Genomic DNA, 24,375 nt, shown 5'->3' with positions numbered 1-24,375 from the left:
CAGTGGTCTTTCTCCATCACGAAACCCAGCCTATCACGCGGGCAACACGCCGACAAAGCCCTCCGAATAGAGCTGCGAGGCGCGGATCGCGGTCGCGCTCTGCGCATTGCGCCTGCCTTCCAGGATGACGATGGCCGGCGCCCGCCGAAGGCACAGCCGCTTTTCATGCCGGACCTGGCCGAACCGCTGGATCGGCTTGGCAGAGCGCATCGCCATCACGGTTCCCGGCCGCTGGATCACCGCGATGGGCACGCGCCGGGCGAAATCGGCCCAGCGATGCCAACGGCGGAAAATCTGCAGATTGTCGCTGCCCATCAGCCAGGTGAATTTCACCTGCGGGAACCGCTTCTGGAGCGCCCGCAGCGTGTCGAAGGAATAGTGCGTGCGGAAATCGTGTTCGATGTCCATCACCACGATGCGCGGATGGCGCGCCACGATCCGGGCGGACCGCACCCGCTCGGCGAGCGGCGCCATGCCGTGGGTCGGCTTGAGCGGATTCTGCGGCGTGACCAGCCACCAGACATAATCGAGGCCGAGCCGCTTCAGCGCCACCTCGCTGACATGGACATGGCCCTCATGCGCCGGATTGAACGAGCCGCCCAGCAGGCCGATGCGCAGTCCCGGTGCCACCGGCCCCGGCGGGCGCACCCAGTTGGCGTGCGGTCGTTCCAGCTTTGTCTTCACGGCCGGATCTGCCCCGTTCCACGCACGATGTATTTGAAGGTCGTGAGCTGCTCCACCCCGACGGGACCGCGCGCGTGCAGCTTGCCCGTGCCGATGCCGATTTCCGCCCCCATGCCGAACTCCGCGCCGTCGGCGAATTGCGTCGAGGCGTTCCACAGCACGATGGCCGAGTCGAGCGCCGAAAGGAACCGCTCCGCCGCCGCCTTGTCTTCTGTGACGATGCTTTCCGTGTGGTGCGAGCCGTACTTTTCGATATGCGCGATGGCGTCCTCAACGCCATCGACGACCTTCGCCGCGATCACCGCATCGAGATATTCCGTGGACCAGTCTTCGTCGTTGGCGGCCTTGGCATCGGGAAACGCGGCACGCACCGCTGCGTCGGCACGAATTTCGCAGCCGGCTTTCGCGAGATCGTTCAGAACCACGATGCCCAGCGTCGGCAATATCGCGCGGTCGATGAGCAGCGTCTCCGCCGCGCCGCAAACGGATGTCCGCCGCATCTTCGCGTTCACCGCGATGGCGCGTGCCTTCGCCGGATCGGCGGCGGCGTGGATATAGACGTGGCAGACACCTTCCAGATGCGCCAGCACCGGCACCCGCGCCTCGGCCATCACGCGGCCGGTCAGCCCCTTGCCGCCGCGCGGGATGATGAGGTCGATGACGCCGCCGAGGCCTTCGAGCATCAATCCGACCGCCTCACGGTCCGTGGTCGGCACGCGCGTGATCGCGGCTTCGGGCAGGCCGGCGGCGCGCAGCCCTTCGAGCATCGCCGCATGGATGGCCGCGGACGAATGCGCCGAATCCGAACCGCCGCGCAGGATGCAGACATTGCCGGATTTCAGACAGAGCGCGCCGGCATCCGCCGTTACATTGGGCCGGCTCTCATAGATCATCCCGATGACGCCGATGGGCGTGGCGATGCGCGCAATGTCGAGTCCGCTGGGCACCATCCAGCGCGCCATCTCGCGGCCGACAGGATCGGGTAGCGCGGCCACGTCTTCGACGCCCTGCGCCATCGCTTCGACCCGCTTGTCGTCCAGCGTTAGGCGGTCGAGCAGCGCCGCCGTCAGGCCGGACAATTTTCCCGCCGCGATGTCCTTCGCGTTGGCCGCGAGAATATCGCCCTTGCGGGCGTGGATCGCGGCGGCGGCGGCGAGCAGGGCCTTGTTTTTCGTCTCGGTCGAGGCTTCGCGCATGGCGCGCGTCGCTTCCTTCGCGGCGGCGCCCAGCGCCAGCATGTTCTCGCGCAAACTCACGACACGCTCGCCGTCAGCGCGAGGTCGTCGCGATGGATCATCTCGTCGCGGCCGCGATAGCCGAGGATCGCCTCGATCTCCGCCGTGCGCTTGCCGGCGATACGTTCGGCATCCGCCGCGCCATAGGCGGCCAGACCGCGTGCGATCTCGCGGCCCTGCTGGTCCTTCACCAGCACGGCGTCGCCGCGCTGGAAGCGGCCGTCGATCTGGCGAATGCCGGCGGGCAGGAGGCTCTTGCCGTCGGCCAGAGCGCGGGCCGCACCCGCATCGATGATCAGCGTGCCTTCCGGCTTGAGGACGCCCGCGATCCAGCGCTTGCGCGCGGCCGCCGGCGTGCCGCTGGCGGCGAAGCGCGTACAGCGCTCGCCATTGCGGATCGCGGCGACGGGATGATTGGTCTTACCTTTGGCAATGATGACCTCGCAGCCCGCCGCGGTCGCGATCTTCGCCGCGGCAAGTTTGGACGCCATGCCGCCGCGCCCCAGCCCCGATACGGACTCGCCCGCCATGCTTTCGATCTGCGGCGTGATCGCGGACACATCGGGAATGTGACGTGCCTCGGAATTGCGCGTGGGATCGGCGCTGTAGAGTCCGTCGACGTCGGACAACAGAATGAGGCGGTCCGCCCCCATCATGCTGGCGACGCGCGCCGCCAGCCGGTCGTTATCGCCATAGCGGATCTCCGCCGTCGCCACCGTGTCGTTCTCGTTGATCACCGCGACGCTGCCGAGTTCGATCAGCGTCTTCAGCGTGGCGCGCGCATTCAGATAACGGTTGCGCTGCTCGGTATCGCCGAGCGTCAGAAGCACCTGCGCCGCGACGATGCCCTCGCCCGCCAGAATATCGGCATAGGCTTCCGCCAGCCGCACCTGCCCCGCCGCCGCCGCCGCCTGGCTTTCTTCAAGCCGGAGTGGCCCGGATTTCAATTTCAGCGCGCGCCGCCCCAGCGCGATGGCACCGGACGATACAAGCAAGATGTTCTTGCCGGCCCGCTTCAACTCGGCGACGTCGGCGCATAGCGATTTCAGCCAGTAGCGGCGCAGCTCACCGCTCTCCGCATCGACCAGCACGGCGGAGCCGACCTTGACGACGATGAGCCTGGCGGCGGCGAACGGATCGGTCACGGAGACCATTCCTGCTTGGCGGCCTTGATCTGCGCCTTCTTCGGCGCACGGCGCTTGACGATCTCCTTCGCCACGGCGCGCAGCACCTCGTCGATGCCCGCGCCGGTCACACCGGAGATCACGAACGCCTTGTTGCCGCAGGCCTTCTCCAGCGCGGCGCGCTTCTTGGCCAGCGCGGCCTTCGGGATCGCGTCCGCCTTGTTCAGCGCCACGATCTCCGGCTTGTCTTCCAGCCCATGGCCATAGGCTTCGAGTTCGGCGCGGATCGTCTTGTAGGTCCTGGCGATGGCGCTTTCGGTGCCGTCGATCAGGTGCAGGATCACGTTGCAGCGTTCGGCATGGCCGAGGAACTTGTCGCCCAGGCCAGTGCCCTCATGCGCGCCCTCGATCAGGCCAGGCAGATCGGCCAGCACGAAATCGGTGGAATCGATCTTCACCACCCCGAGCTGCGGCTCCAGCGTAGTGAACGGATAGTCGGCGATCTTCGGCCGCGCCGCGGAGACGCGGGAAAGAAATGTCGACTTGCCGGCGTTCGGCATGCCGATCAGGCCCGCATCGGCGATCAGCTTCAGCTTGAGGATGACGATCTTTTCCTCGCCCGGCTGGCCGGGGTTGGCATGGCGCGGCGCCTGGTTGGTCGAGCTCTTGAAGTGCGCGTTGCCGAAGCCGCCATTGCCGCCGCGCAGCAGCTTCACGCGCTGGCCGACCGTCGCCAGATCGGCGATCAATGTCTCGCCGTCCTCTTCATAGACCTGCGTGCCGGGCGGCACTTTCATCAGCGCGTCGTCGCCATGCCCGCCGGTCATCTCCTTGCCGAGGCCGGGAAAGCCGTTCTTGGCGCGGACATGCTGCTGGAAGCGGTAGTCGATCAGCGTGTTGAGGTTTTCGACCGCCTCAACCCAGACATCGCCACCCTTGCCGCCATTGCCGCCCCAGGGGCCGCCATATTCGATGTACTTCTCGCGGCGGAACGCGACGCAGCCGTTACCGCCGTGCCCGGATTGGATATAGACCTTCGCCACATCGAGGAATTTCATTAGGTCCCCCTTTCCTCTCCCGCTTGCGGGAGAGGACGCAAAATCCTGCACTTAGCGAAGCTAAGTGCTTGGATTTTGCTGGTGAGGGGAAGGGCCGCGCGACGGGCCCTCACCCGACCGATGCTGCGCATCGGTCGACCTCTCCCGCAAGCGGGAGAGGTTATCGGGGCGATATCGGGCGCGTGAAATAGGAGCGTCATGCCGCCTTCTTTCGCGCAAATTGCTCGCGCGTCAACTGCGCCCGGTTGGAGAGCACTTCGCAGCCCCGCGCCAGGCAGCGGACGCGCGCCACGCCCGCGATGGCGAAGCCCAGCTTGTGCAGAACCGCGCCGGAGGCCGGATTGTCGTCGAACCAGCCGGCCGTCAGCCGCTCCGCCCCCCTGTCCTCGAAGGCGAAGCGCATCACCGGCCGCGCCGCTTCCGTGGCGTAGCCCTGGCCCCAATAGGGCCGGCCGTACCAATAGCCGAACTCCCAGGCGCCGTTCGGGCCGCGGTCGGCCGCGCACAGCCCGATCAGCGCGCCGTCCATCGCGCGCGTGACCGCGAAGCTGTAGCCGGTGCCGTCCTGCCGCTCCCGATCGATGCGCACAAGCGCCTCGCGGAACAGCGTTTCGGTGAACGGATGCGCCACCAGGCGCAGGTTCTTGGCCACGTCGTAGTCGTTCAGGATCGCCACGAAGGCCGGCATGTCGGTCAAGGTCGGCGGCCGCAGGATCAGCCGCTGCGTCGTCGGATGGAAGCTCATGCCACCCTCCTGACGAGATAGGCCTCGCGGCTCAGCGTCACCTCGTTGCAGCCGATCTCCATGCCGCGCGCCAGGCAGCGGCGCTTCGTGAAGCCCCTGGGCACGCAGCCGAGCTTGGCGAGCACGTTGCCGGAGCGCGGATTGTCGTGGAACCAGCCGGCCCACACGAGTTGCGCCTCCAATTCGTCGAAGGCGAAGGCGATCAGCCGCCGCGCCGCCTCGGTCGCGTAACCCTGCCGCCAGAAAGGCTTGCCCAGCCAATAGCCGAACTCGTAGCCGTCGTCGCGCAGGTGCAATCCGATGCTGCCCATGTAGACGGAGTCCGCCTTTCGCGTGATCGCGAATACGAAATCGGTGTCCCGCTTCTCGTCCAGCCGTGCCAGAAAGGCCTCACCGTCCGTCGCGGTGTAGGGATGGGGCATCGTGGAGAGATTCTTGGCGACCTCGTAGTCGTTCGCCAGCGGCACGATCGCGGGAATGTCGCGCCGCTCGGGTCGGCGTAACAGCAGTCTCTCGGATTCCAGAAAGCCTGATTCAGTTGAGCACATGGCACGTCCCTCCGTGGAGGGACGAAAAAAGGGAGCTGGCGGACCATCTCCCTCCTGATAACGGGCCGCCGATTTCTCGGGCGGCCTATGTCTTCAGCCGCCTATTCCGCTGCGCTCTTCGTCGCCGGATTCTGCGCGTTAATCACCGATACGTAGGTGCGGCGCTTGAAGCCCTGGCGGAACGCGACCTGGCCGTCGGTAAGCGCGAAGAGCGAATGGTCCTTGCCCATGCCGACGCCTTCGCCGGCCCAGAACTTGGTGCCGCGCTGGCGCACGATAATGTTGCCGCCCGCGACCTTCTCGCCGCCGAACAGCTTCACGCCGAGCATCTTGGGGTTCGAGTCGCGACCGTTGCGCGAGGAACCGCCTGCTTTCTTGTGTGCCATGACCCTAGTCCTTCGAAACCGTTCTTTAAGCCGCCAAGATCGCCGTGACCTTCACCTTGGTGAAGGGCTGGCGATGACCGCGCTTGCGATGGGTGTTTTTGCGCCGCTTCTTCTTGAAGGCGACGACCTTGGGGCCCTTGCCCTGTTCGAGGATTTCGCAGGCGACCGAGGCGCCGGCCACCAAGGGCGCGCCATGGGTGAGCGTGTCGCCGCTCAGCAGCAGAACCTCGCCGATGGTCAGCGTCGAGCCGACGTCGCCGCCGACCTTCTCGATGGTCAGGACGTCGTCCTTGGCCACTTTGTACTGCTTGCCGCCGGTGCGGATAACCGCGAACATGACTTAAGTCCTTGAATATATGTGTGTTCCCGCCGAACTCGGAGTCTTCGGGAGCCGCGCAATATACTGAGGGGCGCCTCTGGGTCAAGCGGTAGGCGGAAATATCCCTGCCTGCGGCGCCGCCGCGTGAAACCGAAGGTGCCCGTTCGCGTTGTGCATTGCAGTAAGGGGCCAATCTGGATGCATAAATATTCAATAGCCGCCGCGGGGCTGGTGGTCCTGTGCCTGCCGGGCCTGGCTGCCGCCGCGCCGGCCGAGGATAGCCGCTCCGGGGCGCTGTCGATCCAGTTCGAGAACGACATCTTCTTCAACACCGACCAGCATTACACCAACGGCGTCGCGCTGAATTACACGACCGCGCCGCAGGACACACCGGATTGGCTGGCGAATTTCGCGCATCATTTGCCGTTCTTCGAAAGGACCGGCGAAGTGCGGACGAGCTACGCGCTGGGCCAGGACATCTTCACGCCCCGGCGAACCGGCCTCCTCGTGCCCGACCCCACGGACCGCCCCTATGCGGGATATCTCTATGTCGGCCTCGGCATCCTTTCGAAGTCGGACACCCATCTCGATCAGGCCGAGCTCCAGCTCGGCGTCGTCGGGCCCGCCTCGCTGGGAGAGGACGCGCAGAACTGGGTGCATACCGTCATCGGCGACCGCAAGGCGCTCGGCTGGCACTACCAGCTCCGCGACGAGCCGGTCGCGAACGTCTTCTACGAGCGGAGCTGGAAGCTCATTCCGCCCAAATCGATTCTCGGCCTGTTTGTCGACCTGGAGCCGCATGCCGGCTTTGCGGCGGGCAACGCCTATGACTATGCGAACGCCGGCGCGATGGTGCGGCTGGGCATCAACCTGCCCGACGACTTCGGGCCGCCACGGCTCGAGCCCAGCCTGCCGGGCAGCAGCTTCTTCGAGCCCAACGGCGCGATCAGCGCCTACGCCTTCGCCGGCGTGGACGGACGCGCGGTGGGCCGCAACATCTTCCTGGACGGCAACAGCTTCGAGGCGAGCCGCAGTGTCGACAAGCGAATCCTGGTCGGCGATGTCCAGATCGGCGCGGTCGTGCAACTGGGCGGGACCCGGCTTTCCTTTACCCATGTCTTCCGAACCAAGGAATTCAGCACCCAGGCTTCCGCCGACCAGTTCGGCTCGGTCGACCTGACCTTCCGGCTTTAGGCTTACGGCGGCGGGCTTGGCGTTCGCCGCGCGCCGCGCAAAATTGAGCCATGACGACGGGACTCACGCACCGGCTGGCGCGGCCGGACGATATCGCGGTTCTGAAGCCGCTGATGGACCGCGCCATCGGCGAGCTTCTCGAGCCCTTCCTGCCGCCCGAGGCCGTGGCCGCGTCGTTCTCCATCATGGGGCTCGACACCCAGCTGATCGCCGACGGGACCTATTTCGTCGTTGCTTGTGGCGGCACCGTCGCCGGCTGTGGCGGCTGGAGCCGGCGCGCCACGCTGTTCGGCGGCGATCATTCGGCCGGCCGTGACGCGGCCCTGCTCGATCCCCGGAAGGACGCGGCGCGGGTGCGCGCGATGTATACCGACCCGGCCTTCGCGCGGCGCGGCATCGGAAGATTGATCCTCGAACTGTGCGAGCAGGCGGCGGCGCGCGAAGGCTTCGCGCGCGTCGAACTCGCCGCGACGCTGGCGGGCGAGCCGCTCTACCGCGCCTGCGGCTATTTCGTCATCGAAGCCTTCGAGAGCGACACGCCGTCTGGCGTGCGCGTGCCGCTGATCCGCATGGGGAAAGAGATCTCATCTTCCTCCTAAGACGCCGGATCTTCCTTCTTTGGGCGCCGGAGTTTCAGCACGCCCACGATCCCCGCCACGAGCAGGGCGAGGCCGACATAGAAGCAGGTCATCTTCACATTCGTGGCGATGAACGCGGCATAGGCGGTCGAATCCGTGGCGCCGCCCAGCAGCATGGAGAATTCGAGCGCATTCTCCGCCGCGTCGGCCAGCGCGCCGAGCAGAGGCACGAAACCCAAATAGTCGATGGCGCGCCGCGCCAGGCCGCGCTTGGGCGCGAAAGCCTCGCGCGCCAGGATCGCCGAGAAATAGAACGACATCGCGTAGAGCGGCATGAAGAGATAGTCGAAACCGAGCCCGAAGCCGGCCGCCGCGGCGTGCGGCCGCGCGATCCAGGCGGCGAACACCCGCTTGAAGCCCAGCGCGCTGGACGCGCTCTGCAGATCGACGGTGCCGAAACCGGTCTGCGCCTTCAGCGTCTGGTCGGTGATGGCAAGGATCGCGAAGGCAACAATCGCCAGAAGCGTCGTCCACACCCAAAGCCGTATCAAGGAACTCAGCCGCATGCCGCCACCCTCCCCGCATGTTTGCGGATGATAGCCCGCGCCGCTACATATCCGCCATGCGGACCCCACGCGACGTCCTTTACAATTTCCATTGGATCGTGCCGGGCGAAGCGGCGCGCGCGGCGCAGGCCTGGGCGGGAGCGCTGGGACCTTTCCTGACCCGCAACGGCATCCGCGCGATGATCAATCTGCGCGGCCCCAATCCGAAATACGGCTGGTGGCGCGGCGAGAAAAGCGTGACGCAGGCGCGCGGCGTCGCCCATCTCGACACGACGCTCGATTCGCGCCACCTGCCGACCCGGGCGATGCTGGTCGCGCTGATCGAGGCGTTCGACGCGGCGCCCAAGCCGTTCCTCGTCAAATGCTCCGGCGGGCAGGACCGCACCAGCCTGGCGGCGGCGCTCTATCTCCTGCATCGGGGCGGCTGGAGCGCGATGGCGCCGGCGCGGGCGCAATTCGCCCGCTGGCCCTATCTGCATTTTCCGAAGCCGGAACAGCGCTGGCTGCGCCACTTCATCGAATTCGCGCAGGACGATGCCGAGGGCATTCCCATCGCGAATTGGATCCGCTCGGTTTACACGCCGGAGCGCCTGCGCGACTGGCTGGCGGCACGGGGCCGGAGCGACACGTTCAAGGCGATCTTCGAGAAGCCCGCGCCGGCCAACCGCTGGCAATGGTGAGGCCGCTGGCGCTGGCGCCCGGCGTGGCCCTGTGGCGCGAATACTTTTCCCGCGAAAGCCAGCGGACCCTGCTCGCCGACGTGCTGGCGCGTGTCGAGGCGGCGCCGTTCTACAAGCCGGTCATGCCGATATCGGGCAAGCCGTTCTCGGTCGAGGAGACCAATTTCGGGCCGCTGGGCTGGGTGTCGGATCGCGCAGGCTATCGCTATGCGCCACGCCATCCGTACACGGGCCATCCATGGCCGGATATCCCGCCTGCGCTGCTGAAGCTGTGGGATGCGGTCGCGGACTTTCCCGCGCCGCCGGAGTGCTGCCTGGTCAATCTCTATCGCGGGTCCGCGAAAATGGGCGCGCACCAGGATCGTGACGAGCAGGCGACCGAGGCGCCGGTGGTCTCGGTCTCACTGGGCGACGAGGCGCTGTTCCGCTTCGGCGGCACGATCCGCAAGGGACCGACCCAGAGCATCACGCTGTCGTCCGGCGACGTGCTCGTCTTCGGCGGACCGGCCCGGCTGATGTTCCACGGCATAGACCGCGTCATCGCCGGCAGTTCCCAGCTCGTCCCCGGCGGCGGGCGGATAAACCTGACTCTGAGGCGTATCACCCAAATAAAATGACGCCCGGTTGGGGGGCCAACCGGGCGCCGGATGCGCCGTTACGCGCTGGTGCCGGGAGGGGATGACCGGCACCGGTGAAGGATGTCACCCGGCTTGCGAGCGGGGGGGCAGTGCTTGCCAGGCGATGTTTCATCCTTCGATAAGCAAGCTATGCATCGAAGCCACACATTGCAAGATTTTTTTCGCGGAAAGCGAAAACTGCATTATTTTTAATGACAGAGATAAATCTGCAACAATGTTTGAGGTGCCATCAAGCCGGAATTCGGGGCGTTTTCGTGACCCGGCGCAGAGCTCCTACGTAGTTTCCCTCATCCTCACGCGGGCGCGATCCTGCCGCAATCATTGGCCGTACGATCGACGGCATTTTTCAGTTTCGCCACGATCTCCTCGATCTCGCTCTCGGAAACCACCAGCGGCGGCGCCAGCACCATCGTGTCGCGGATCGCGCGGCAGACGAGCCCGTCGTTGAAGCAGTGGTTGCGGCAAAGCGTGCCGATGTTCCCCGGATCGGGAAAGAATTTGCGCTCCTTCCTGTCGCGCACGAGCTCCACCGCCGCGAGCAGTCCCTCGCCGCGCACCTCGCCGACGATGGGATGATCCGCGAAGGTCTCCGCCAGGCGCCGCTGCAGATAGGGACCGATCGACGTTTTCACGCGCGACACCAGACCGGCCGTCTCGATCACTTCGAGGTTCTTGAGCGCCACGGCGCAGGCCACCGGATGGCCGGAATAGGTGAAGCCGTGCACCAGTTCCTCATTGGCATTGAGGATCGTGTCGGCCATGCGCTCGCCCAGTGAGATCGCCGAGATCGGCTGGTAGCCGGAGGACAATCCCTTGGCCATCGTCAGGATGTCGGGCGCGATCCCGTAAGTCTGCGCCCCGAACCATTCGCCGGTGCGGCCGAAGCCGGTGATGACCTCGTCCAGATGCAGCAGTACGTCGTAGCGGGCGCAGATGCGCTGCACTTCTTGCCAATAGGTCGGCGGCGGGAAGATCAGCCCGCCCGCGCCCTGCACCGGCTCCGCCGAGAAGGACGCGACGCTATCCGGCCCCAGTTCCAGGATCTTCTTTTCCAGCTTCCCGGCGATCAGCAGGCCGAACTCGGCCGGCGCGATGTCGCCATAACCGGCCTCCTTCGCGCCGTACCAATAGGGCGCCGGCACCTTCTCGAAGCCGGGCAGCGGCAGGTCCCATTGCGGATGCATCGGTGTCAGCCCCGACAGCGACGCCGCCGCCAGGGTCACGCCGTGATAGGCGTAGTCGCGCGACAGATGGATCTTCTTGTCGGGCCTGCCCTTCAGGTTCCAGTAATAGCGGATCAGCTTGAGCGCGGTGTCGTTCGCCTCCGAGCCGGAATTGGCGAACAGGATGCGCTCATGGCCGTCCGGCAGCAGCGTCGCCAGCTTCGCGGCGAGCTCGATGGTCCAGGGATTCGAGGTCTTGAAGAAGTGGTTGTAGTAGGGAAGCGTGCGCAGCGCTTCGCAGCCCGCCTCGGCCAATTCCTCGTTGCCGTAGCCGACCTGCACGCACCACAGGCCGGACATGCCGTCGATGATCTTCCCGCCCTCGCTGTCCCACAGATAGACGCCCTTGCCGCGCGTGATGACGCGCACGCCCTCCGCATTGAGGGCCGCGGTGTCGCTGAAGGGATGGACGTGATGGGCGGCGTCGAGCGCCTGCCAATGCTTGGTCTGGTTGCTGCCGTGCGGGGCCATGATGCGCGCACTCCGTGAGGGGGATCGGGTCGAAAGAGCGGGCGCGCAAGCGCGCGCCGCGCGGACCCTAGGGATTGAACCCGATCCGCGCGCACAGGATGAGCAGGGCGCGCTTTGCAGTCATGGCGAGAGCGTAGCAGGCATGGTCGGCGCTTAGAAGCGGCGCGGGCAGAATGGAAATACGGGGCGCTTGGTCGTCACGGCAGATCCTCCGCGGGCTTGAGCCCCGGCGAGCCGGTCTCGAGATATTGCTTCAGATGGGCCATCTGCTGCGCCAGCATCGCGTCGGCGCGCCCCGGCCAGTCGCCGAAGCCGCCCTTCATGAAGCCGCCGATATTGTTCGAAAGCGTCAGCTCGGTGCCGCCGGCTTCCGCCTTCAGGGCGAAGGTGAGGGCGCCGTCCACGCCCTGGTCCTGGAACGGCCCGAGCGGTCCGCGCAGGCGCAGCGTTTCGCCCGGCGCGGCGACCACGACTTGGGCGTGCTGGACCGAGCCGCCATCGGCCAGCGCCTCGCAGAAGCAGCCGCCCGCATGCGGCTCGATCGACAGGTTCGCGGCGCTGCCCGAGAACGTATGGCCGGAATCCCACCATTCGGCCGGATGGACGAGCGCGTCATAGACCTTGGCCGGCGGCGCGGCGATGTGAACGGTCTGTTCGATGGCAAAGCCGTTCGCCGTGGCTTCGACCACGGCGGCCCGCCCCGGACAGGCCAGCACCGACGCGATCAGCAAGCCGATGGCTGCGTGGAAGATGCGCTGCATGAGAATTCCCCTCCTTGCGTATATCAGGCCGCTTCCGCGTCCTTGCGGTACAGTTCGAGAATCGAATTCCAGCCGCCTTCGCCGCCGACCGCGTCGCGCATCTTCTGGCCGCCGTCCTGGCCCATCCGCTCGAAATTGCGGTGCTCGAGTTCGACGCGCGTGCGGTTCGGGCTTTCGGCGACGAAGCGCACTTCGACTTCCGAACCGGCCGCCGCGTCCGGCTTCCACATCGCATTGATGTCCCAGCTATGGACGAGCCGGTGCGGCGGATCCCACACCTTCACGATGCCGGTCACGCTCTCGCTGCCGTCCTCATGGACCGAATACCAGCGGCCGCCGACGCGCGGCTCGATCGCCGAGCGGACGAGTGGCGCCCCGCCGATGTGATGGCTCTTCGGCCACCAGCGGTCGATGCCCGCGGTGAAGACCTCGAAGGCGCGCGGCTGGCTCACATTCACGGTGATCGCCTTGCGCACCGGAGCGATGGTGATCGTCTGCGTCATTTGTCCTCGTCCTTGTGCGATTGTTCGGCCTCCGCCTTGAAGGCGTCGAGGGCGTTCTCCCAGAATTGATCGAGCCAGGCGCGCAGCGCGCCGAGGCCCTGCGGATCGATGCGGTAGATGCGGCGCGTGCCGTCCTGCACTTCGCTGACGAGCCCCGCCTCCTTCAGCACTTTGAGGTGCTGCGACACGGCCGGCCGGCTGACCGGCAGCCCGCGCGCCAGATGCCCGACCGGTGAAGGCCCGGCGCGCAGACGCTCGAAAACCCGCCGCCGCGTCGGGTCCGCCAGAGCTTCGAGGGCATTATCGTAAGCCATGACTTACGGTAAGTTTAAACTTACATATCGTCAAGCGGAAATTGTGTGGCCGGGAGCGCGGCCGGTCGGCGGCGAAATCTAGGCCCAGCTTTCCTGGATGCCCTTGCGCTTGGCGGCGAACGTGACCTGCGGCACCGGCAGTTCGGCGGCGGGCTTGCCGTAAAGATACCCCTGGCCGAGGTCGAAGCCCATCGCCTTGGCCGCGGCGCCCTGCTCGGCCGTCTCGATCCGCTCGGCGATGGTCGTCACGCCGAGTTCGCGGCAGAGCTTCACCAGCCCCGCGAGCAGCACGTCGTCGCGCTTGGACTGGCCGAGCTTGGCGATCAGCGCGCTGTCGAACTTCACGAAGTCGACCGGCATCGCATGCAGATAGGTCAGCGACGCGGCGCCGGCGCCGAAATCGTCGATGCCCACGCGATAGCCGAGCGCGCGCAGGGCGGCGACTCCCTTGGCGGCGTCGTCCAGATTGGTGACTTCGGAGCTTTCGGTGACTTCGATGAGCAGTTTGCCGGCCAGGGCCCGCTTGCGCGCCAGAAGCCCGGCGAGAAGGCCGAAATTGGACGGCGCGCAGATCGTTTTGCCCGAGATGTTGAAGGCGACGCTTTGTCCATGCGCGGCGCGCGATTCCGCGATGCCGAGGACCTTGATCGCGACCGCGAGATCGAAGGCATCGGAGACGCCCAGCGCCTCCATCATGGCAATGGTGTCCTCGGTCATTTCGCCGGAGAACCGCGCCCGCGCCTCGAAATGCGAAGGGTCGCCGGTTTTCAGGTCGACGATCGGCTGGAACGACATCGAGAAGGCGCCGTCGGCGACGGTGTCAGTGAGTTGCTTCAGCTTACGCTGGGTCTCTTCCATCATCAGGCCGAACTGGGTGGCGACGTCCGACGCCGCTTCGCCCTGCCATTGGCCGCTGGCGAATTTGTCGACCACGTAGCGCAGCACCAGATCGCGCTGCGCGTCGCTGATGCCCTTGCCCTTGAGCGAGACCAGCGTCTCCTCGATCGAAAGGCTGCTCGCGTCGGTCTCGCCCAAGGCGGCGCGGATCTTCTGGCCGAGCTTCGCCGTGCCGCCGACCGCTTCGGCGATGATGCCGAAACTCGACGGCGACAGCCTGCCGGCGGCCTTGGCGCCGGCCTTGCCGAGCGCGGCGCCGATGCTGCCGAGCAGCTTGCCGGATTCCTCCTCGCTCATCGCCGCGACCATCTTGGGCAGGCCCGGAAGATCGACCAGCGCCAGGGCGTCGTTCTCGCAAGCAACCTGCGAGGCCGCGGCGAGGAAGCCGTCGCGGTTGGCAAGACCGTTCTTGCCCGCGCCGATGTTGCGCACGCCCGGCTTGGAGAGGGTGCAGGAGATCTGGTTGCCGTTCTGCGGCAGGCGGAACATGGCGACGGCGGCTTCCTTGCCGCCCGCCAGCTTCAAGCGAAACGGACCGGCGCGATCGCCCTTAGCGAGGGAGCGCGTCAGCGTGGTGAATTTCGCGGCTTCCGAAATCGTGAAAAGGCGCGCGGCGGATTTTCCGACGACATCGCCCTGGACGAGATCGGTCGCCGCACCGGTCGCGAACACGACGGTGCCGCTCCCGTCCACTTCGAACAGGAAATCGGCATTGGCGAAGGCGAAGCCCAGAAGACGGGCGGCTTCGATCATGGAATGATGACCCCGGCAGCAGGACACCGTGCCATATCAACCTTAGCAATGCGTAAAACGGCAACTCAGCGCGGCGGCGGAGCCCGCAGCGCGTTCCCGAAGGCGGCGAAGATCTCGCGCGAAACCGGATTGTCCGACCATACCCATTCCGGGTGCCACTGCACGCCGAGCACGAAGCCTTTCGCGCCGGGCATCGACACCGCCTCGATCTGCCCGTCCGGCGCAACCGCCTCGGCGCGCAGGCCCGGCGCCAGGCGGTCGATGCCCTGGCTGTGCAGCGAGTTCACCGGGAACATCCGTTCACGGATCAATTGCGCGAGCAATCCGTCCGGCTCGACCCGCACCGGATGGGCGGGACCGTATTGCTCGTCCAGCGGCGCGTCCTTGTTCTCGCGGTGATCGGCGCGGCCGGGGACTTCTTGCACATGCTGATGCAGCGTGCCGCCGAACGCGACGTTCAGTTCCTGGAAGCCGCGGCAGATGGCGAGCACCGGCTTGCCGGCGGCGATCGCGGCCCTGAGCAGGGGCAGCGCGGTGGCGTCGCGATGCTCGTCCTGCAGCACGCCGGGCCGCGGCGCCGGGCCGCCATAATGTCTTGGCGCGACGTTGGACGGCGATCCGGTGAACAAGAGGCCATCGATGCCGGCGAGAATGTCCTCGGCGGCGATCGGCGGATCGAGGACGGGCAAGAGGACCGGCAGCGCATCGGCGCCCCGGCGCACCGCCTCGATGTATTTCTCGCCGACGACATGGAACGGATGCGCCCCCAGCATGCGCCGGTCGCAGGGAAAGCCGACGATGGGGCGGCGCGGGGTCATTTCAACAGTCTCGTGACGTGCGGCCGTAGCATGCGGGCGCTTGGCCCGACAAGGAAGTCCGTTTGACGTTGGCACCATAATGGTGCCATACTTCCCCGCGGAAAAGCGCAAGCCGAGCTTCGATCTGGCGCGGTTCAAGGCGGCGTGCGGCGATCCGCGACGGCTCGCGATCACCAGCACGGCGCTGCGGACGGCCGCCGAAATCGGCTTTGGACGGATCGAGATCGCGCAGACCGTCCGCTCGATGAAGAGCGCGCAGTTCCAGAAGTCGATGACCAGCTATGCCGATCATCGCTGGTGGCGGGACGTCTATCATGTTCCCTTCGAGGGAGTGACCCTCTACGTGAAGTTCACTGACGATGCGGTAACGGAGTTCACGCTGTTGTCGTTCAAGGAGCGTTGAGATGAGCGAAATTCGGATCCATCCCTCCACGGGCGCGAAGCTGAAGCGCGACACGCGATCCTTCACGGTTCGCTATCGGGATCGCGAGCGCGTCGTTCAACTGCCGGGCTGGTATCCCGCGAAGCGCGGCGGCGAAAGCCTTCATGTCGGCGGCGACATGGCCGTCGTGGACAAGGCACTGGCCGAACTGAAGGCGGAAAGCCAGGGTGTGCTGAAGCCCGACGAGGTCCGTGCCATCCGCCTTCGCCTGAAATTGTCGCAGCGCAAGGCAAGCGAACTTCTTGGCGGAGGGCCGCGCGCGTTTCAGAAATACGAGTCGGGTGAGGTGCTGGTGAGCCGCCCGATGACGCAACTATTGCGGCTTTTGGAGCGCGACCCGCGGCGCCTCGAAGAACTCTCGCATCGCACGGCCGCATAGCGTCACGTCAATTCTCCCGCCGCCGCGCGAAGGAGTTCTTGTCGGGGAGCTTGAACAGCGAGGGCGCCAGCACCGCGCCGGGCTGCAGATCGCGCAGCGCCACCGTGGTCGAAAGCCCCTGGTTGTCGATCACCGTCCATTGCCGCAATTCGTAGTCGGGCTCGGAGAAGACCAGCGAGATGTTCGCCGTGGTCCGCATCTGATTGGCGCGCAGGTCGACGACGAAGGTGCCGCCTTGGTGCCTCACCCCGACCAGCGCCGGGTTGTGGCGGATGTCGATCGTCTTGTCGAGCAGCACGTCCAGCGGCGTCTCGAGCAGCGGATAGCGGTCCACCGTGTTGAGCCGCGTGTTGGCAACCGCCACCGTGCTGCCGTCCGAGACGATCAGGGTCGGCACCGGCGGCTTGTACTCGAAGCGCATCCTGCCGGGCTTGGAGATGTAGAACGTGCCCTCGTCGACCGCGCCGCTGGGCTCGACCTGGATGAAGCTCCCCTTCAGCGTGACCATGGCGTTCAGATAGGCGCTGACCGCGTCGAGCGCGTCGCGGTCGGCGGGGCTGAGATCGACATGGCGCGGCACCGGAACGGTCGTCTTGCCCGCATCGGCCAAAGCCGGCGTCGTGGCAAGAACGGTCAGAAGGGCAAGGGCGAACCGGCGCATGCCGTGTCTTAGGCCGCCTTTGTGTCGGGAGCTAGGCGCTATTCCGCGGCCTGCGATGCCAGACGGCGCTCGGCGAGGCGCGGACAAATCCCATGAACCAGAAGGTTCAATACCCCTTCGAGCTCGCGTTCGAGCTTGGGAAGGGTCAGCTTCGACCACAATTGCGGATAGCGGAACTTCATCGTCGCGGCCTGGACCATCTCGGCGGTGAACTGCTTGTCCTCGACGCTGAACTCGCCGCGGCGCTCGGCCTCGTCGAGCAGCTCGATCATGATCTTGCGCTCGTTTTCCAGCATCCAATTGGCGAAGGTCGGCCGCTCCTGGCTGATCACCCGCGCCATCTCGAAGGCGCGCGGGTCCTTTTCGAGCTTGTGATAGGTGCGGCGCAATTCCTCGAACAGAAGATCGTGCAGCCGTTCGCGCGCGTCCTTGCCCGGCTGGATGGCGAGCTTGCGCAGATGTTCGAGATGCCGCTTGTAGTCCTCGGTCGCGATCGCCTCGGCGATGTCGAGCTTGCCCGGGAAGAAGCGGTAGAGATTGCCCGGCGACATCTCGCAGTCGCCCGCCACCTCGGCCATGGTCGTCTTGCCGTAGCCGAAATGGGAAAACCGCTTCTTGGCGGCATCGATGATGCATTCACGGATGGAGTTTTTTTCGGCCATAGGATGTTCCTACCCAAGCACGTCTGTTCTTGTAACCACGAAGATAGCTACGATTTCTGAATAATCAACAAATCGTTCAATCTTCCAGTTGGGAATTGCCGCTCCGAAAATGACCGAAAATTTAAGAAAGCCAACAACTTACGATACAATTGGCGTGATTGGCGGCGGCGCCTGGGGAACGGCGCTGGCGCTGGTGGCGGCGTTGGCGGGGCGCAAAACCCTGCTTTGGGCCCGGGAGTCCGCGGTGGTCGATTCCATCAACCGCTCCCATGAGAACGCCCGGTTCCTGGCCGGCGTTGCATTGCCGCCGGCGGTTCGGGCCACGGCCGAGCTGGCGCAGGCGGCGGCGGCCGATGCGCTGCTGATCGTCGCGCCGGCGCAGCATCTGCGCGAGACGCTGGCCGCGCTGGTCCCGCATCTGCGCGACGCAACGCCCTTGATGCTCTGCGCCAAGGGCATCGAGCGCGGCACCGGATTGCTGCTGACCGAAGTGCTGCGCGAGGCCGCGCCCAGGGCCGAGCCCGCGATCCTGTCCGGTCCCTCCTTCGCGCGCGACGTCGGCAAGGGCTTGCCGACCGCCGTCACCATCGCCGCCCGCCTCGACATCGCCGAGCGGCTGCAGGCGAGCCTCGCCCATGCGCAATTCCGCCCCTATGCGAGCGACGATCTGACCGGCGTCGCGCTGGGCGGCGCGGCGAAGAACGTCTACGCCATCGGCTGCGGCATCGCCGACGGACTGGGCCTGGGCGAGAGCGCCCGCGCCGCGCTCCTGGCGCGCAGCTTCGCGGAGCTGAGCCGGCTCGGCGAGGCGCTGGGGGCGCGGGCCGAGACGCTGATGGGCCTCTCCGGCCTCGGCGATCTGGTGCTCACCGCCGCCAGCCCGTCGTCGCGCAATTTCGCCTTCGGCCAGCGTCTCGGCCAGGGCGCCGCGCTCGCCGAGCTGGAATCGCCCGGCAAGCCCCTGGCCGAAGGCGTCGACACCGCTCCCGCTTTGGTCGCCCGCGCGCGGCGCCACGGCGTCGAGCTTCCCATCGCGGAGACCATTGCGGCGGTTCTCGCTTCCGATCTGCCCGCCGCGGCGGCATTGGAAAGGCTGATGAGCCGGCCCTTGAAGCCGGAATGACGCGGGGCCGCAGGCGGGGCGTTCTCAAGCCGGTATTGCAGGCGCGGCTGGCACGCTAATATCGCGGCCGGATCGGGAGCCCGCTACATGCTGTTCGTCGTCACCGCCATCGACAAGGAAAATTCGCTCGCGCTGCGTCTGGCGACGCGCGAGGCCCATTTCGCCTATGCCCAAGCGACCGGCGTGATCAAGCTCGGCGGCCCGTTCCTGGATGCGAAAGGCGAGATGGCCGGAAGCCTCCTCGTTTTCGAGGCGGCCGATCTCGACGCCGCCAGGCATTGGCATGCGAACGATCCCTATGTGAAGGCCGGCCTCTTCGCGCAGTCCGAGGTGCGACCGTGGAAGATGACGTTCAACGAATGCGGCGCCAAGCTCTGAAGGAGCCATCATGGCCTATTGGCTGTTCAAGTCCGAACCGGAGACCTGGTCCTGGGACCAGCAGAAGGCCAAGGGCGGCAAGGGCGAGCCGTGGAGCGGCGTGCGCAACCACCAGGCCAAGCTCAACATGATGAAGATGAAAAAGGGCGACCTGGGCTTCTTCTATCATTCGGGCGGGGCGCGCGAGATCGTCGGCGTCGTCGAGGTCGTCGGCGAATATCGCCCCGATCCGACCGACGAGACCGGCAAGTTCGGCCTCGTCGACGTCAAGGCGGTGACCGATCTTCCCAAGCCGGTGACGCTGGCCGTGGCCAAGGCCGATCCCAAGCTCGCCAAGATGACGCTGGTGACCTTCTCGCGCCTGTCCGTCCAGCCGGTGACGGAGGCGGAGTGGAAGCATGTCTGCAAGCTCGGCGGCGTGAAGTAACCCACCCTCACTGGCGCCGGTAGATGCTGGTCCCGTTCTGCGTCACCGCGAACGGCACGATGCAATTGCCGCCGGCGCCCAGATGCGTACAGGCAAGATCGAAGGTGATGGCGTAGCCGGCGGCATCCGTCTTCGCGCCGCAGATGTAGCGGCCCTGCGCCCCGCCGGGCCTGGTCTGGTCGCCGTCGCGCACCGCGAAGGTCGGGACCACGCCCAGCGCCTGCGCCGCGGCGAGGGCGCCGTCGCACAGCGCGATGTCCTCCTGCCGCCGGGCCGCCGCCAAAGCCTGTGGTGACGCCACGACCGGGCGCGGCAACGGAAGGGGCCGCGGGGATACGAGATCGAACGTCGCCAAGCCGGCCACGGCCGCGATCAGGACCAGCCCGGCCAGCCCGACGATCCTCGCCGCGAGCCAGTCGCGCTGCAGGGCCCGCATGTTGGGTTGGTGTTCGATTCGCATTGTCCGCCTTTCGACCACCTCGACCGGGCGGTCCCCAATAGGCCGGACAATGGTTACTGCCAACTGAACTCGCCGTCAGGCGGCGCCCTTGGCCGTGACCACGCTATGCGGATTGAGGTTGCCGATATGGCCGCTCTCCGTGCCGGCCTTGGGATCGATGTCGACGTTGATAAGGGTCGGATTCTTCGATGCGAGGGCGTCGGCAAGCGCCTTGGCGAGACTTTCCGGATCGGCGGCGTGATAGCCGGCGCCGCCGAAGGCTTCGCAGAGCAATTCGTAGCGCGCCTTCTGCATCAGCACGGTCGGCGACGGATCGCTGCCGCCGCCGAGGTTCACGCCGTCGCCGCGATAGATGCCGCCATTGTTGAACACCACGACGACGATCGGAAGCTTGTAGCGGCAGATGGTTTCGATCTCCATGCCGCTGAAGCCGAAGGCGCTGTCGCCCTCGATCGCCACGACCTGCTTGCCGCTGGTGACGGCCGCGCCGACGGCATAGCCCATGCCGATGCCCATGACGCCCCAGGTGCCGGTATCCAGCCGCATGCGCGGCACCGACATGTCGATGACGTTGCGGGTGATGTCGAGCGTATTGGCGCCTTCGTTCACGAGATAGACGTCCGGCCGCGCCGCGAGCACGCCGCGGATGGCGCCGAGCGCACTGTAGAAATCCATCGGGTCGGGCCGGGCGGCAAGACGCGCCGCCATGTGCTTGGCGTTCTTCTCCTTGTGCCCGGCGAGCGCGCCGAGCCAGTCGCCGCGCGGCGCCACCGGCGAGCGCGCCAGCCCCGTCAACAGAGCTGCGACCGAGGACCCGATGTCGCCGACCACCGGGGCCGCGACAGGGCGGTTGCTGTCGATCTCGGTCGGCTGGATGTCGAGCTGGACGAATTGCGCGGTCGCCGACCATTGCGGGCTCTTGCCATGGCCGAGCAGCCAGTTGAGCCGCGCGCCGACCAGCATCACGACATCGGCCTGTTCGAGCACGAAGGAGCGGGCGGCGGCGGCCGACAATTCGTGATCGTCGGGCAGAAGGCCCTTGGCCATCGACATGGGCAGGAACGGGATCGAGGTCTTCTCGATGAAGGCGCGGATATCGGCGTCGGCCTGCGCATAGGCCGCGCCCTTGCCGAGGATGATGAGCGGACGCCGCGCGCCGGCGAGCAGGCTCAGGGCGCGGTCGATCGACGCCGTGTCCGGGATCTGTCGCGGCGCGGCGTCGACGACCTTCACCAGCGACTTGGCGCCCTCTTCGGCGTCCATCGTGGCGCCGAGCACATTGGCGGGAAGATCGAGATAGACGCCGCCCGGGCGCCCCGACACCGCGGCGCGGATCGCGCGGGCCACGCCGATGCCGATGTCCTCCGGCCGGTTCACGCGATAGGACGCCTTTGCGAAGGGCTTGGCGGCGTTCATCTGGTCGAGCTCTTCGTAATCGCCCTGCTGCAGGTCGATGATCGCCCGCTCGCTCGATCCGCTGATCTGGATCATCGGAAAGCCGTTGGTGGTCGCCGCGGCGAGCGAAACCAGGCCGTTGAGGAAGCCCGGCGCGGAGACGGTGAGGCAGATGCCCGGCTTCTGCGTGAGATAGCCGGCGATGGCGGCGGCGTTGCCCGCCGACTGCTCATGCCGAAAACTGATGACGCGGATGCCCTGCGCCTGCGCCAGCCGCGCCAGGTCGGTGACCGGGATGCCGGGGACGCCGAAGATCGTGTCGAGGCCGTTGAGCTTCAGCGCGTCGATGACGAGATGAAAGCCGTCCGTCAGGGTCTGGGCGTCCGCCATGGTGCAGGCTCCTTTGTCCGAAATGCGGTCAGACCACTTTGTCGGCGTGCAGTTTCGCGATCTGGGCCCCGCTGTAGCCGAGTTCGCCGAGGACCGCGTCGGTGTGCTCGCCGAGTAGCGGGGCGCCGGTGATCGTGGGCTTGAAGTCGGAGAACTTGATCGGGCTGCCGACGGTGAGATACTTGCCGCGTTTCTCCTGCTCCACCTCGACGACCGAACCACTGGCGCGCAGCGCCGGATCGTAGGCGATCTCCTTCATCGAGAGCACCGGGGCGCAGGGAATCTCGAACTTGCTCAGATATTCGACCGCTTCGAACTTGTTCTTGTCGGCGAGGAACTTCTCGACGTCGGCGAAGATGTCGAAGATATGCGGCTGGCGGGCCTTCGCCGTCGCATAGGCCGGATCGTTCGCCCATTGCGGCTTGCCGATCGCCTCGCAGGTCTTCGGCCAGTTCTGTTCCTGGATAGTGAAATAGATATAAGCGTTGGGATCGGTCTCCCAGCCCTTGCATTTGAGCACCCAGCCCGGCTGGCCGCCGCCGCCGGCATTGCCGCCGCGCGGCACCGCGTCGCCGAACTTGCCGTTCGGATATTGCGGATATTCCTCGAGATAGCCGACATGTTCGAGGCGTTCCTGGTCGCGCAGCTTGACGCGGCAGAGGTTGAGCACGGCGTCCTGCATCGACACCGAGACCTTCTGGCCCTTGCCGGTCTTCTCACGGCCGATCAAGGCGGTGAGGATGCCGATCGCCAGATGCATGCCGGTATTGGAATCGCCCAGCGCCGCGGCGCTGATGGTCGGCGGGCCGTCCCAGAATCCGGTCGTGGAAGCGGCGCCGCCGGCGCATTGCGCGACGTTCTCATAGACCTTGATGTCCTTGTAGGGCGATTCCTCGTTGAAGCCCTTGACCGAGCCGAAGACGATCTTCGGATTGAGCTCCTGGATGTGCTCCCAGGTGAAGCCCATGCGGTCGAGCGCGCCGGGCGCGAAATTCTCCACCAGCACGTCGGCGTCGCGGATCAACTGCTCCATGATCTTCTTGCCGTCCGGCGTCTTGGTGTCGAGCTCCAGCGACCGTTTGTTGCTGTTGAGCATCGTGAAATAGAGCGCGTCGAGATTGGCGATGTCGCGCAGCTGCCGGCGCGTGACGTCGCCGGTGCCCGGCCGCTCGACCTTCAGCACATCGGCGCCGAACCAGGCGAGCAGCTGCGTGCAGGCGGGACCCGCCTGCACGCCGGTGAAATCGATGATCTTGATACCTTCAAGGGGCAGGCTCATGGGCGACACTCCAGTTGACGGCGCGCAGGATGCGTCGCCGGCGGGAACCCGCGCTTGCACGGAATTGCGGTGCTTGATACGGGCATGAGGCGATCAGGATTCGAATTCGCGGCGCAGGGCCGCGCCGTGCTGATCGAGCGACGGCGCGCCGGGGCGCACGGACGGATCGTCATAGCCGTCGATCTTCAGCGGATTGCCGGTCATGCGGACGCCGCCGGCCTGGATCAGCATGTTGCGGGCCTTGGTCTGGGGATGCTCCGCGGCCTGCGTCACATTCAGGATCGGCGCCACCGGAATGCCCGCTTCATGGAGCGATTTCAGCCAGTAAGCGGCGGGATGGCCGGCCAGCGCCGCCTCCAGCGCCGCCTTGAGCGCGTCGTTGTTGGCGATGCGATCGGCGTTCGAGGCAAAGCGGCCGTCGCTCGACAGTTCCGGGCGCCCGATGGCGGCGCACAGTTTTTCGAAGAGAAGATCGTTGCCGCAGCAGATGACCAGTTGTGTGTCCCGCGCCGCAAAAGTGTCGAACGGCGCGATGAAGGGGTGGCGATTGCCGATCCGACCGAGCGGCTTGCCGGTCGCGGCGTATTCCATGAATCCGTGCTCGAGGAAGGCGAGCGTGCTGTCGAACATCGCCACGTCGACATGCGCGCCCTGGCCGGTCTTCTCGCGCGCGAAGAGCGCGCTGGCGATGCCGCAGAACATGAAGACGCCGCCCGCGATATCGGAAATCGACGTGCCGACGCGGGTCGGCGGACCGTCGGGGAAGCCCGTCATGCTCATCAAGCCGCTCATCGCCTGCACGATCGTGTCGTAGGCCGGGTAGGCGGCGAGCGGCCCGGTCTGGCCGAAGCCGGAGGACGAGGCATAGATCAGGCGCGGGTTGATCGCCTTGAGCGCGTCGTAGGACAGACCCAGCCGGCTCATCGTGCCGGGCCGGAAATTCTCCGCCAGCACGTCGGCCTTGCGCACCATGTTCAGGAGAACGGCCTTGTCCTTCGCGTCCTTCAGGTTCAGGACGATGCTCTCCTTGCCCCGGTTGATGAAATTGAAATAGAGCGATTTCCCGTCGACGAACGGACCATAGGCGCGGGTGTCGTCGCCATGGACGGGCGGCTCGATCTTTATGACGCGCGCGCCCAGATCGCACAGCATCGAAGTGCCGAACGGGCCGTTCAGCACATGCGTCAGATCGACGACGAGGATTCCGGAGAAGGGGCCTGCGACTGCCATGGTGCAACGGTGCCACGAGGCACCGCCGCGCGATAGGAGGATTCTGACCCTCCT

The 24,375-nt window shown here is 66.3% G+C and carries 30 protein-coding genes; 9 read left to right on the top strand and 21 right to left on the bottom strand.

Annotation, left to right across the window (positions count from 1 at the left end):
- Positions 1-33 precede the first annotated feature (33 nt).
- The 8 genes from WDM86_13415 to rplU form a co-directional block, all read right to left on the bottom strand.
- Positions 34-684 (bottom strand): nicotinate-nucleotide adenylyltransferase, encoded by a 651-nt coding sequence (locus WDM86_13415; GenBank protein ID MEI9991029.1) that lies wholly within the window; start codon positions 682-684, stop codon positions 34-36.
- Positions 681-1,940 carry a glutamate-5-semialdehyde dehydrogenase gene (locus WDM86_13410; protein ID MEI9991028.1) on the bottom strand — a complete coding sequence of 420 codons (1,260 nt, stop codon included), beginning with the start codon at positions 1,938-1,940 and terminating at the stop codon, positions 681-683. The genes WDM86_13415 and WDM86_13410 overlap by 4 nt, the downstream gene beginning before the upstream one ends.
- Positions 1,937-3,064 (bottom strand): glutamate 5-kinase, encoded by a 1,128-nt coding sequence (proB, locus tag WDM86_13405; protein ID MEI9991027.1) that lies wholly within the window; start codon positions 3,062-3,064, stop codon positions 1,937-1,939. Before proB ends, WDM86_13410 begins: the two co-directional genes overlap by 4 nt.
- Entirely contained in the window at positions 3,061-4,101 is a 1,041-nt protein-coding gene (gene obgE / locus WDM86_13400) for a GTPase ObgE (GenBank protein MEI9991026.1), read from the bottom strand. Before obgE ends, proB begins: the two co-directional genes overlap by 4 nt.
- Before the next feature lie 196 nt (positions 4,102-4,297).
- Positions 4,298-4,846 carry a GNAT family N-acetyltransferase gene (locus tag WDM86_13395; GenBank protein ID MEI9991025.1) on the bottom strand — a complete coding sequence of 183 codons (549 nt, stop codon included), beginning with the start codon at positions 4,844-4,846 and terminating at the stop codon, positions 4,298-4,300.
- Complete coding sequence (locus WDM86_13390) at positions 4,843-5,394, bottom strand: GNAT family N-acetyltransferase (protein ID MEI9991024.1); 552 nt, start codon at positions 5,392-5,394, stop codon at positions 4,843-4,845. Before WDM86_13390 ends, WDM86_13395 begins: the two co-directional genes overlap by 4 nt.
- Before the next feature lie 101 nt (positions 5,395-5,495).
- Positions 5,496-5,780 carry a 50S ribosomal protein L27 gene (gene rpmA / locus WDM86_13385; GenBank protein ID MEI9991023.1) on the bottom strand — a complete coding sequence of 95 codons (285 nt, stop codon included), beginning with the start codon at positions 5,778-5,780 and terminating at the stop codon, positions 5,496-5,498.
- A 25-nt stretch (positions 5,781-5,805) separates the two neighbouring features.
- On the bottom strand, positions 5,806-6,117 hold the full coding sequence (rplU, locus tag WDM86_13380; protein MEI9991022.1) for a 50S ribosomal protein L21: 312 nt from the start codon (positions 6,115-6,117) through the stop codon (positions 5,806-5,808).
- Positions 6,118-6,297: 180 nt separating this feature from the next.
- Here rplU and WDM86_13375 point away from each other — a divergent pair, with 180 nt between their 5' ends.
- Both WDM86_13375 and WDM86_13370 read left to right on the top strand, forming a co-directional pair.
- A complete protein-coding gene (locus WDM86_13375; protein ID MEI9991021.1) occupies positions 6,298-7,293 on the top strand; it encodes a lipid A deacylase LpxR family protein in 996 nt (331 codons plus the stop codon).
- A 50-nt stretch (positions 7,294-7,343) separates the two neighbouring features.
- Positions 7,344-7,892 carry a GNAT family N-acetyltransferase gene (locus WDM86_13370; GenBank protein MEI9991020.1) on the top strand — a complete coding sequence of 183 codons (549 nt, stop codon included), beginning with the start codon at positions 7,344-7,346 and terminating at the stop codon, positions 7,890-7,892.
- Here the strand turns inward: WDM86_13370 and WDM86_13365 are convergent.
- The gene (locus WDM86_13365; protein MEI9991019.1) at positions 7,889-8,437 is read right to left on the bottom strand and encodes a hypothetical protein; all 549 of its coding nucleotides are present in this window, start codon (positions 8,435-8,437) and stop codon (positions 7,889-7,891) included. The genes WDM86_13370 and WDM86_13365 overlap by 4 nt on opposite strands.
- 56 nt (positions 8,438-8,493) lie before the next feature.
- On the opposite strand from WDM86_13365, the gene WDM86_13360 reads away from it, so the two are divergent.
- Positions 8,494-9,117, top strand: coding sequence for a hypothetical protein (locus tag WDM86_13360; protein ID MEI9991018.1), 624 nt, complete (start codon positions 8,494-8,496; stop codon positions 9,115-9,117).
- A complete protein-coding gene (locus WDM86_13355; protein MEI9991017.1) occupies positions 9,111-9,734 on the top strand; it encodes an alpha-ketoglutarate-dependent dioxygenase AlkB in 624 nt (207 codons plus the stop codon). Before WDM86_13360 ends, WDM86_13355 begins: the two co-directional genes overlap by 7 nt.
- A gap of 314 nt (positions 9,735-10,048) precedes the next feature.
- Here the strand turns inward: WDM86_13355 and WDM86_13350 are convergent, their stop codons facing one another.
- From WDM86_13350 to WDM86_13325, 6 genes are all read right to left on the bottom strand, one after another.
- Positions 10,049-11,449 carry an aminotransferase gene (locus WDM86_13350; GenBank protein ID MEI9991016.1) on the bottom strand — a complete coding sequence of 467 codons (1,401 nt, stop codon included), beginning with the start codon at positions 11,447-11,449 and terminating at the stop codon, positions 10,049-10,051.
- 197 nt (positions 11,450-11,646) lie between these two features.
- Complete coding sequence (locus WDM86_13345) at positions 11,647-12,210, bottom strand: SRPBCC domain-containing protein (GenBank protein MEI9991015.1); 564 nt, start codon at positions 12,208-12,210, stop codon at positions 11,647-11,649.
- Positions 12,211-12,233: 23 nt separating this feature from the next.
- Complete coding sequence (locus WDM86_13340) at positions 12,234-12,713, bottom strand: SRPBCC family protein (GenBank protein MEI9991014.1); 480 nt, start codon at positions 12,711-12,713, stop codon at positions 12,234-12,236.
- A complete protein-coding gene (locus WDM86_13335; GenBank protein MEI9991013.1) occupies positions 12,710-13,027 on the bottom strand; it encodes a metalloregulator ArsR/SmtB family transcription factor in 318 nt (105 codons plus the stop codon). Before WDM86_13335 ends, WDM86_13340 begins: the two co-directional genes overlap by 4 nt.
- Before the next feature lie 78 nt (positions 13,028-13,105).
- On the bottom strand, positions 13,106-14,677 hold the full coding sequence (locus WDM86_13330) for an EAL domain-containing protein (GenBank protein MEI9991012.1): 1,572 nt from the start codon (positions 14,675-14,677) through the stop codon (positions 13,106-13,108).
- 65 nt (positions 14,678-14,742) lie between these two features.
- The gene (locus WDM86_13325; GenBank protein MEI9991011.1) at positions 14,743-15,495 is read right to left on the bottom strand and encodes a gamma-glutamyl-gamma-aminobutyrate hydrolase family protein; all 753 of its coding nucleotides are present in this window, start codon (positions 15,493-15,495) and stop codon (positions 14,743-14,745) included.
- 79 nt (positions 15,496-15,574) lie between these two features.
- Here WDM86_13325 and WDM86_13320 point away from each other — a divergent pair, with 79 nt between their 5' ends.
- Together WDM86_13320 and WDM86_13315 are read left to right on the top strand one after the other, a co-directional pair.
- Positions 15,575-15,898 (top strand): type II toxin-antitoxin system MqsR family toxin, encoded by a 324-nt coding sequence (locus tag WDM86_13320; protein MEI9991010.1) that lies wholly within the window; start codon positions 15,575-15,577, stop codon positions 15,896-15,898.
- 1 nt (position 15,899) lies between these two features.
- A complete protein-coding gene (locus tag WDM86_13315; protein ID MEI9991009.1) occupies positions 15,900-16,316 on the top strand; it encodes a type II toxin-antitoxin system MqsA family antitoxin in 417 nt (138 codons plus the stop codon).
- Positions 16,317-16,323: 7 nt separating this feature from the next.
- On the opposite strand, the gene WDM86_13310 is transcribed toward WDM86_13315, so the two are convergent.
- A complete protein-coding gene (locus WDM86_13310; GenBank protein ID MEI9991008.1) occupies positions 16,324-16,977 on the bottom strand; it encodes an outer membrane lipoprotein carrier protein LolA in 654 nt (217 codons plus the stop codon).
- A 38-nt stretch (positions 16,978-17,015) separates the two neighbouring features.
- On the bottom strand, positions 17,016-17,639 hold the full coding sequence (locus tag WDM86_13305; GenBank protein MEI9991007.1) for a TetR/AcrR family transcriptional regulator: 624 nt from the start codon (positions 17,637-17,639) through the stop codon (positions 17,016-17,018).
- A gap of 154 nt (positions 17,640-17,793) precedes the next feature.
- On the opposite strand from WDM86_13305, the gene WDM86_13300 reads away from it, so the two are divergent.
- From WDM86_13300 to WDM86_13290, 3 genes are all read left to right on the top strand, one after another.
- Positions 17,794-18,762 (top strand): NAD(P)H-dependent glycerol-3-phosphate dehydrogenase, encoded by a 969-nt coding sequence (locus WDM86_13300; protein ID MEI9991006.1) that lies wholly within the window; start codon positions 17,794-17,796, stop codon positions 18,760-18,762.
- An 87-nt stretch (positions 18,763-18,849) separates the two neighbouring features.
- Entirely contained in the window at positions 18,850-19,140 is a 291-nt protein-coding gene (locus WDM86_13295; GenBank protein ID MEI9991005.1) for a YciI family protein, read from the top strand.
- 10 nt (positions 19,141-19,150) lie between these two features.
- The gene (locus tag WDM86_13290) at positions 19,151-19,567 is read left to right on the top strand and encodes an EVE domain-containing protein (protein MEI9991004.1); all 417 of its coding nucleotides are present in this window, start codon (positions 19,151-19,153) and stop codon (positions 19,565-19,567) included.
- A gap of 7 nt (positions 19,568-19,574) precedes the next feature.
- On the opposite strand, the gene WDM86_13285 is transcribed toward WDM86_13290, so the two are convergent.
- The 4 genes from WDM86_13285 to yfdE all read right to left on the bottom strand — a co-directional run bounded on the left by WDM86_13285 (position 19,575) and on the right by yfdE (position 24,321).
- Positions 19,575-20,027 (bottom strand): hypothetical protein, encoded by a 453-nt coding sequence (locus tag WDM86_13285; GenBank protein ID MEI9991003.1) that lies wholly within the window; start codon positions 20,025-20,027, stop codon positions 19,575-19,577.
- A gap of 75 nt (positions 20,028-20,102) precedes the next feature.
- Positions 20,103-21,812: an oxalyl-CoA decarboxylase gene (gene oxc / locus WDM86_13280; protein ID MEI9991002.1), complete on the bottom strand. Its 1,710-nt coding sequence runs from the start codon at positions 21,810-21,812 to the stop codon at positions 20,103-20,105.
- Positions 21,813-21,840: 28 nt separating this feature from the next.
- Positions 21,841-23,091 (bottom strand): formyl-CoA transferase, encoded by a 1,251-nt coding sequence (gene frc / locus WDM86_13275; protein MEI9991001.1) that lies wholly within the window; start codon positions 23,089-23,091, stop codon positions 21,841-21,843.
- 93 nt (positions 23,092-23,184) lie between these two features.
- Positions 23,185-24,321: a CoA:oxalate CoA-transferase gene (yfdE, locus tag WDM86_13270; protein ID MEI9991000.1), complete on the bottom strand. Its 1,137-nt coding sequence runs from the start codon at positions 24,319-24,321 to the stop codon at positions 23,185-23,187.
- Positions 24,322-24,375: the final 54 nt, after the last annotated feature.

The sequence above is a fragment of the Rhizomicrobium sp. genome (assembly GCA_037200045.1).
Taxonomy (GTDB): Bacteria; Pseudomonadota; Alphaproteobacteria; order Micropepsales; family Micropepsaceae; genus Rhizomicrobium.
The sequence above is the reverse complement of the archived record's forward strand: the minus strand, read 5'-3'. Positions and strand labels throughout refer to the sequence as shown.

What these genes read in the sequence shown, in the direction of transcription:
- WDM86_13305 (MEI9991007.1), bottom strand. Translation starts at nt 17,639, where the DNA reads ATGGCCGAAAAAAACTCCATCCGTGAATGCATCATCGATGCCGCCAAG.
- obgE (MEI9991026.1), bottom strand. Translation starts at nt 4,101, where the DNA reads ATGAAATTCCTCGATGTGGCGAAGGTCTATATCCAATCCGGGCACGGC.
- WDM86_13325 (MEI9991011.1), bottom strand. Translation starts at nt 15,495, where the DNA reads ATGACCCCGCGCCGCCCCATCGTCGGCTTTCCCTGCGACCGGCGCATG.
- WDM86_13315 (MEI9991009.1), top strand. Translation starts at nt 15,900, where the DNA reads ATGAGCGAAATTCGGATCCATCCCTCCACGGGCGCGAAGCTGAAGCGC.
- WDM86_13335 (MEI9991013.1), bottom strand. Translation starts at nt 13,027, where the DNA reads ATGGCTTACGATAATGCCCTCGAAGCTCTGGCGGACCCGACGCGGCGG.
- WDM86_13340 (MEI9991014.1), bottom strand. Translation starts at nt 12,713, where the DNA reads ATGACGCAGACGATCACCATCGCTCCGGTGCGCAAGGCGATCACCGTG.
- frc (MEI9991001.1), bottom strand. Translation starts at nt 23,091, where the DNA reads ATGAGCCTGCCCCTTGAAGGTATCAAGATCATCGATTTCACCGGCGTG.
- WDM86_13355 (MEI9991017.1), top strand. Translation starts at nt 9,111, where the DNA reads ATGGTGAGGCCGCTGGCGCTGGCGCCCGGCGTGGCCCTGTGGCGCGAA.
- WDM86_13365 (MEI9991019.1), bottom strand. Translation starts at nt 8,437, where the DNA reads ATGCGGCTGAGTTCCTTGATACGGCTTTGGGTGTGGACGACGCTTCTG.
- WDM86_13390 (MEI9991024.1), bottom strand. Translation starts at nt 5,394, where the DNA reads ATGTGCTCAACTGAATCAGGCTTTCTGGAATCCGAGAGACTGCTGTTA.
- WDM86_13395 (MEI9991025.1), bottom strand. Translation starts at nt 4,846, where the DNA reads ATGAGCTTCCATCCGACGACGCAGCGGCTGATCCTGCGGCCGCCGACC.
- WDM86_13370 (MEI9991020.1), top strand. Translation starts at nt 7,344, where the DNA reads ATGACGACGGGACTCACGCACCGGCTGGCGCGGCCGGACGATATCGCG.
- oxc (MEI9991002.1), bottom strand. Translation starts at nt 21,812, where the DNA reads ATGGCGGACGCCCAGACCCTGACGGACGGCTTTCATCTCGTCATCGAC.
- WDM86_13345 (MEI9991015.1), bottom strand. Translation starts at nt 12,210, where the DNA reads ATGCAGCGCATCTTCCACGCAGCCATCGGCTTGCTGATCGCGTCGGTG.
- WDM86_13290 (MEI9991004.1), top strand. Translation starts at nt 19,151, where the DNA reads ATGGCCTATTGGCTGTTCAAGTCCGAACCGGAGACCTGGTCCTGGGAC.
- WDM86_13310 (MEI9991008.1), bottom strand. Translation starts at nt 16,977, where the DNA reads ATGCGCCGGTTCGCCCTTGCCCTTCTGACCGTTCTTGCCACGACGCCG.
- WDM86_13330 (MEI9991012.1), bottom strand. Translation starts at nt 14,677, where the DNA reads ATGATCGAAGCCGCCCGTCTTCTGGGCTTCGCCTTCGCCAATGCCGAT.
- WDM86_13360 (MEI9991018.1), top strand. Translation starts at nt 8,494, where the DNA reads ATGCGGACCCCACGCGACGTCCTTTACAATTTCCATTGGATCGTGCCG.
- yfdE (MEI9991000.1), bottom strand. Translation starts at nt 24,321, where the DNA reads ATGGCAGTCGCAGGCCCCTTCTCCGGAATCCTCGTCGTCGATCTGACG.
- WDM86_13285 (MEI9991003.1), bottom strand. Translation starts at nt 20,027, where the DNA reads ATGCGAATCGAACACCAACCCAACATGCGGGCCCTGCAGCGCGACTGG.
- WDM86_13295 (MEI9991005.1), top strand. Translation starts at nt 18,850, where the DNA reads ATGCTGTTCGTCGTCACCGCCATCGACAAGGAAAATTCGCTCGCGCTG.
- rpmA (MEI9991023.1), bottom strand. Translation starts at nt 5,780, where the DNA reads ATGGCACACAAGAAAGCAGGCGGTTCCTCGCGCAACGGTCGCGACTCG.
- rplU (MEI9991022.1), bottom strand. Translation starts at nt 6,117, where the DNA reads ATGTTCGCGGTTATCCGCACCGGCGGCAAGCAGTACAAAGTGGCCAAG.
- WDM86_13350 (MEI9991016.1), bottom strand. Translation starts at nt 11,449, where the DNA reads ATGGCCCCGCACGGCAGCAACCAGACCAAGCATTGGCAGGCGCTCGAC.
- WDM86_13320 (MEI9991010.1), top strand. Translation starts at nt 15,575, where the DNA reads ATGGTGCCATACTTCCCCGCGGAAAAGCGCAAGCCGAGCTTCGATCTG.
- WDM86_13375 (MEI9991021.1), top strand. Translation starts at nt 6,298, where the DNA reads ATGCATAAATATTCAATAGCCGCCGCGGGGCTGGTGGTCCTGTGCCTG.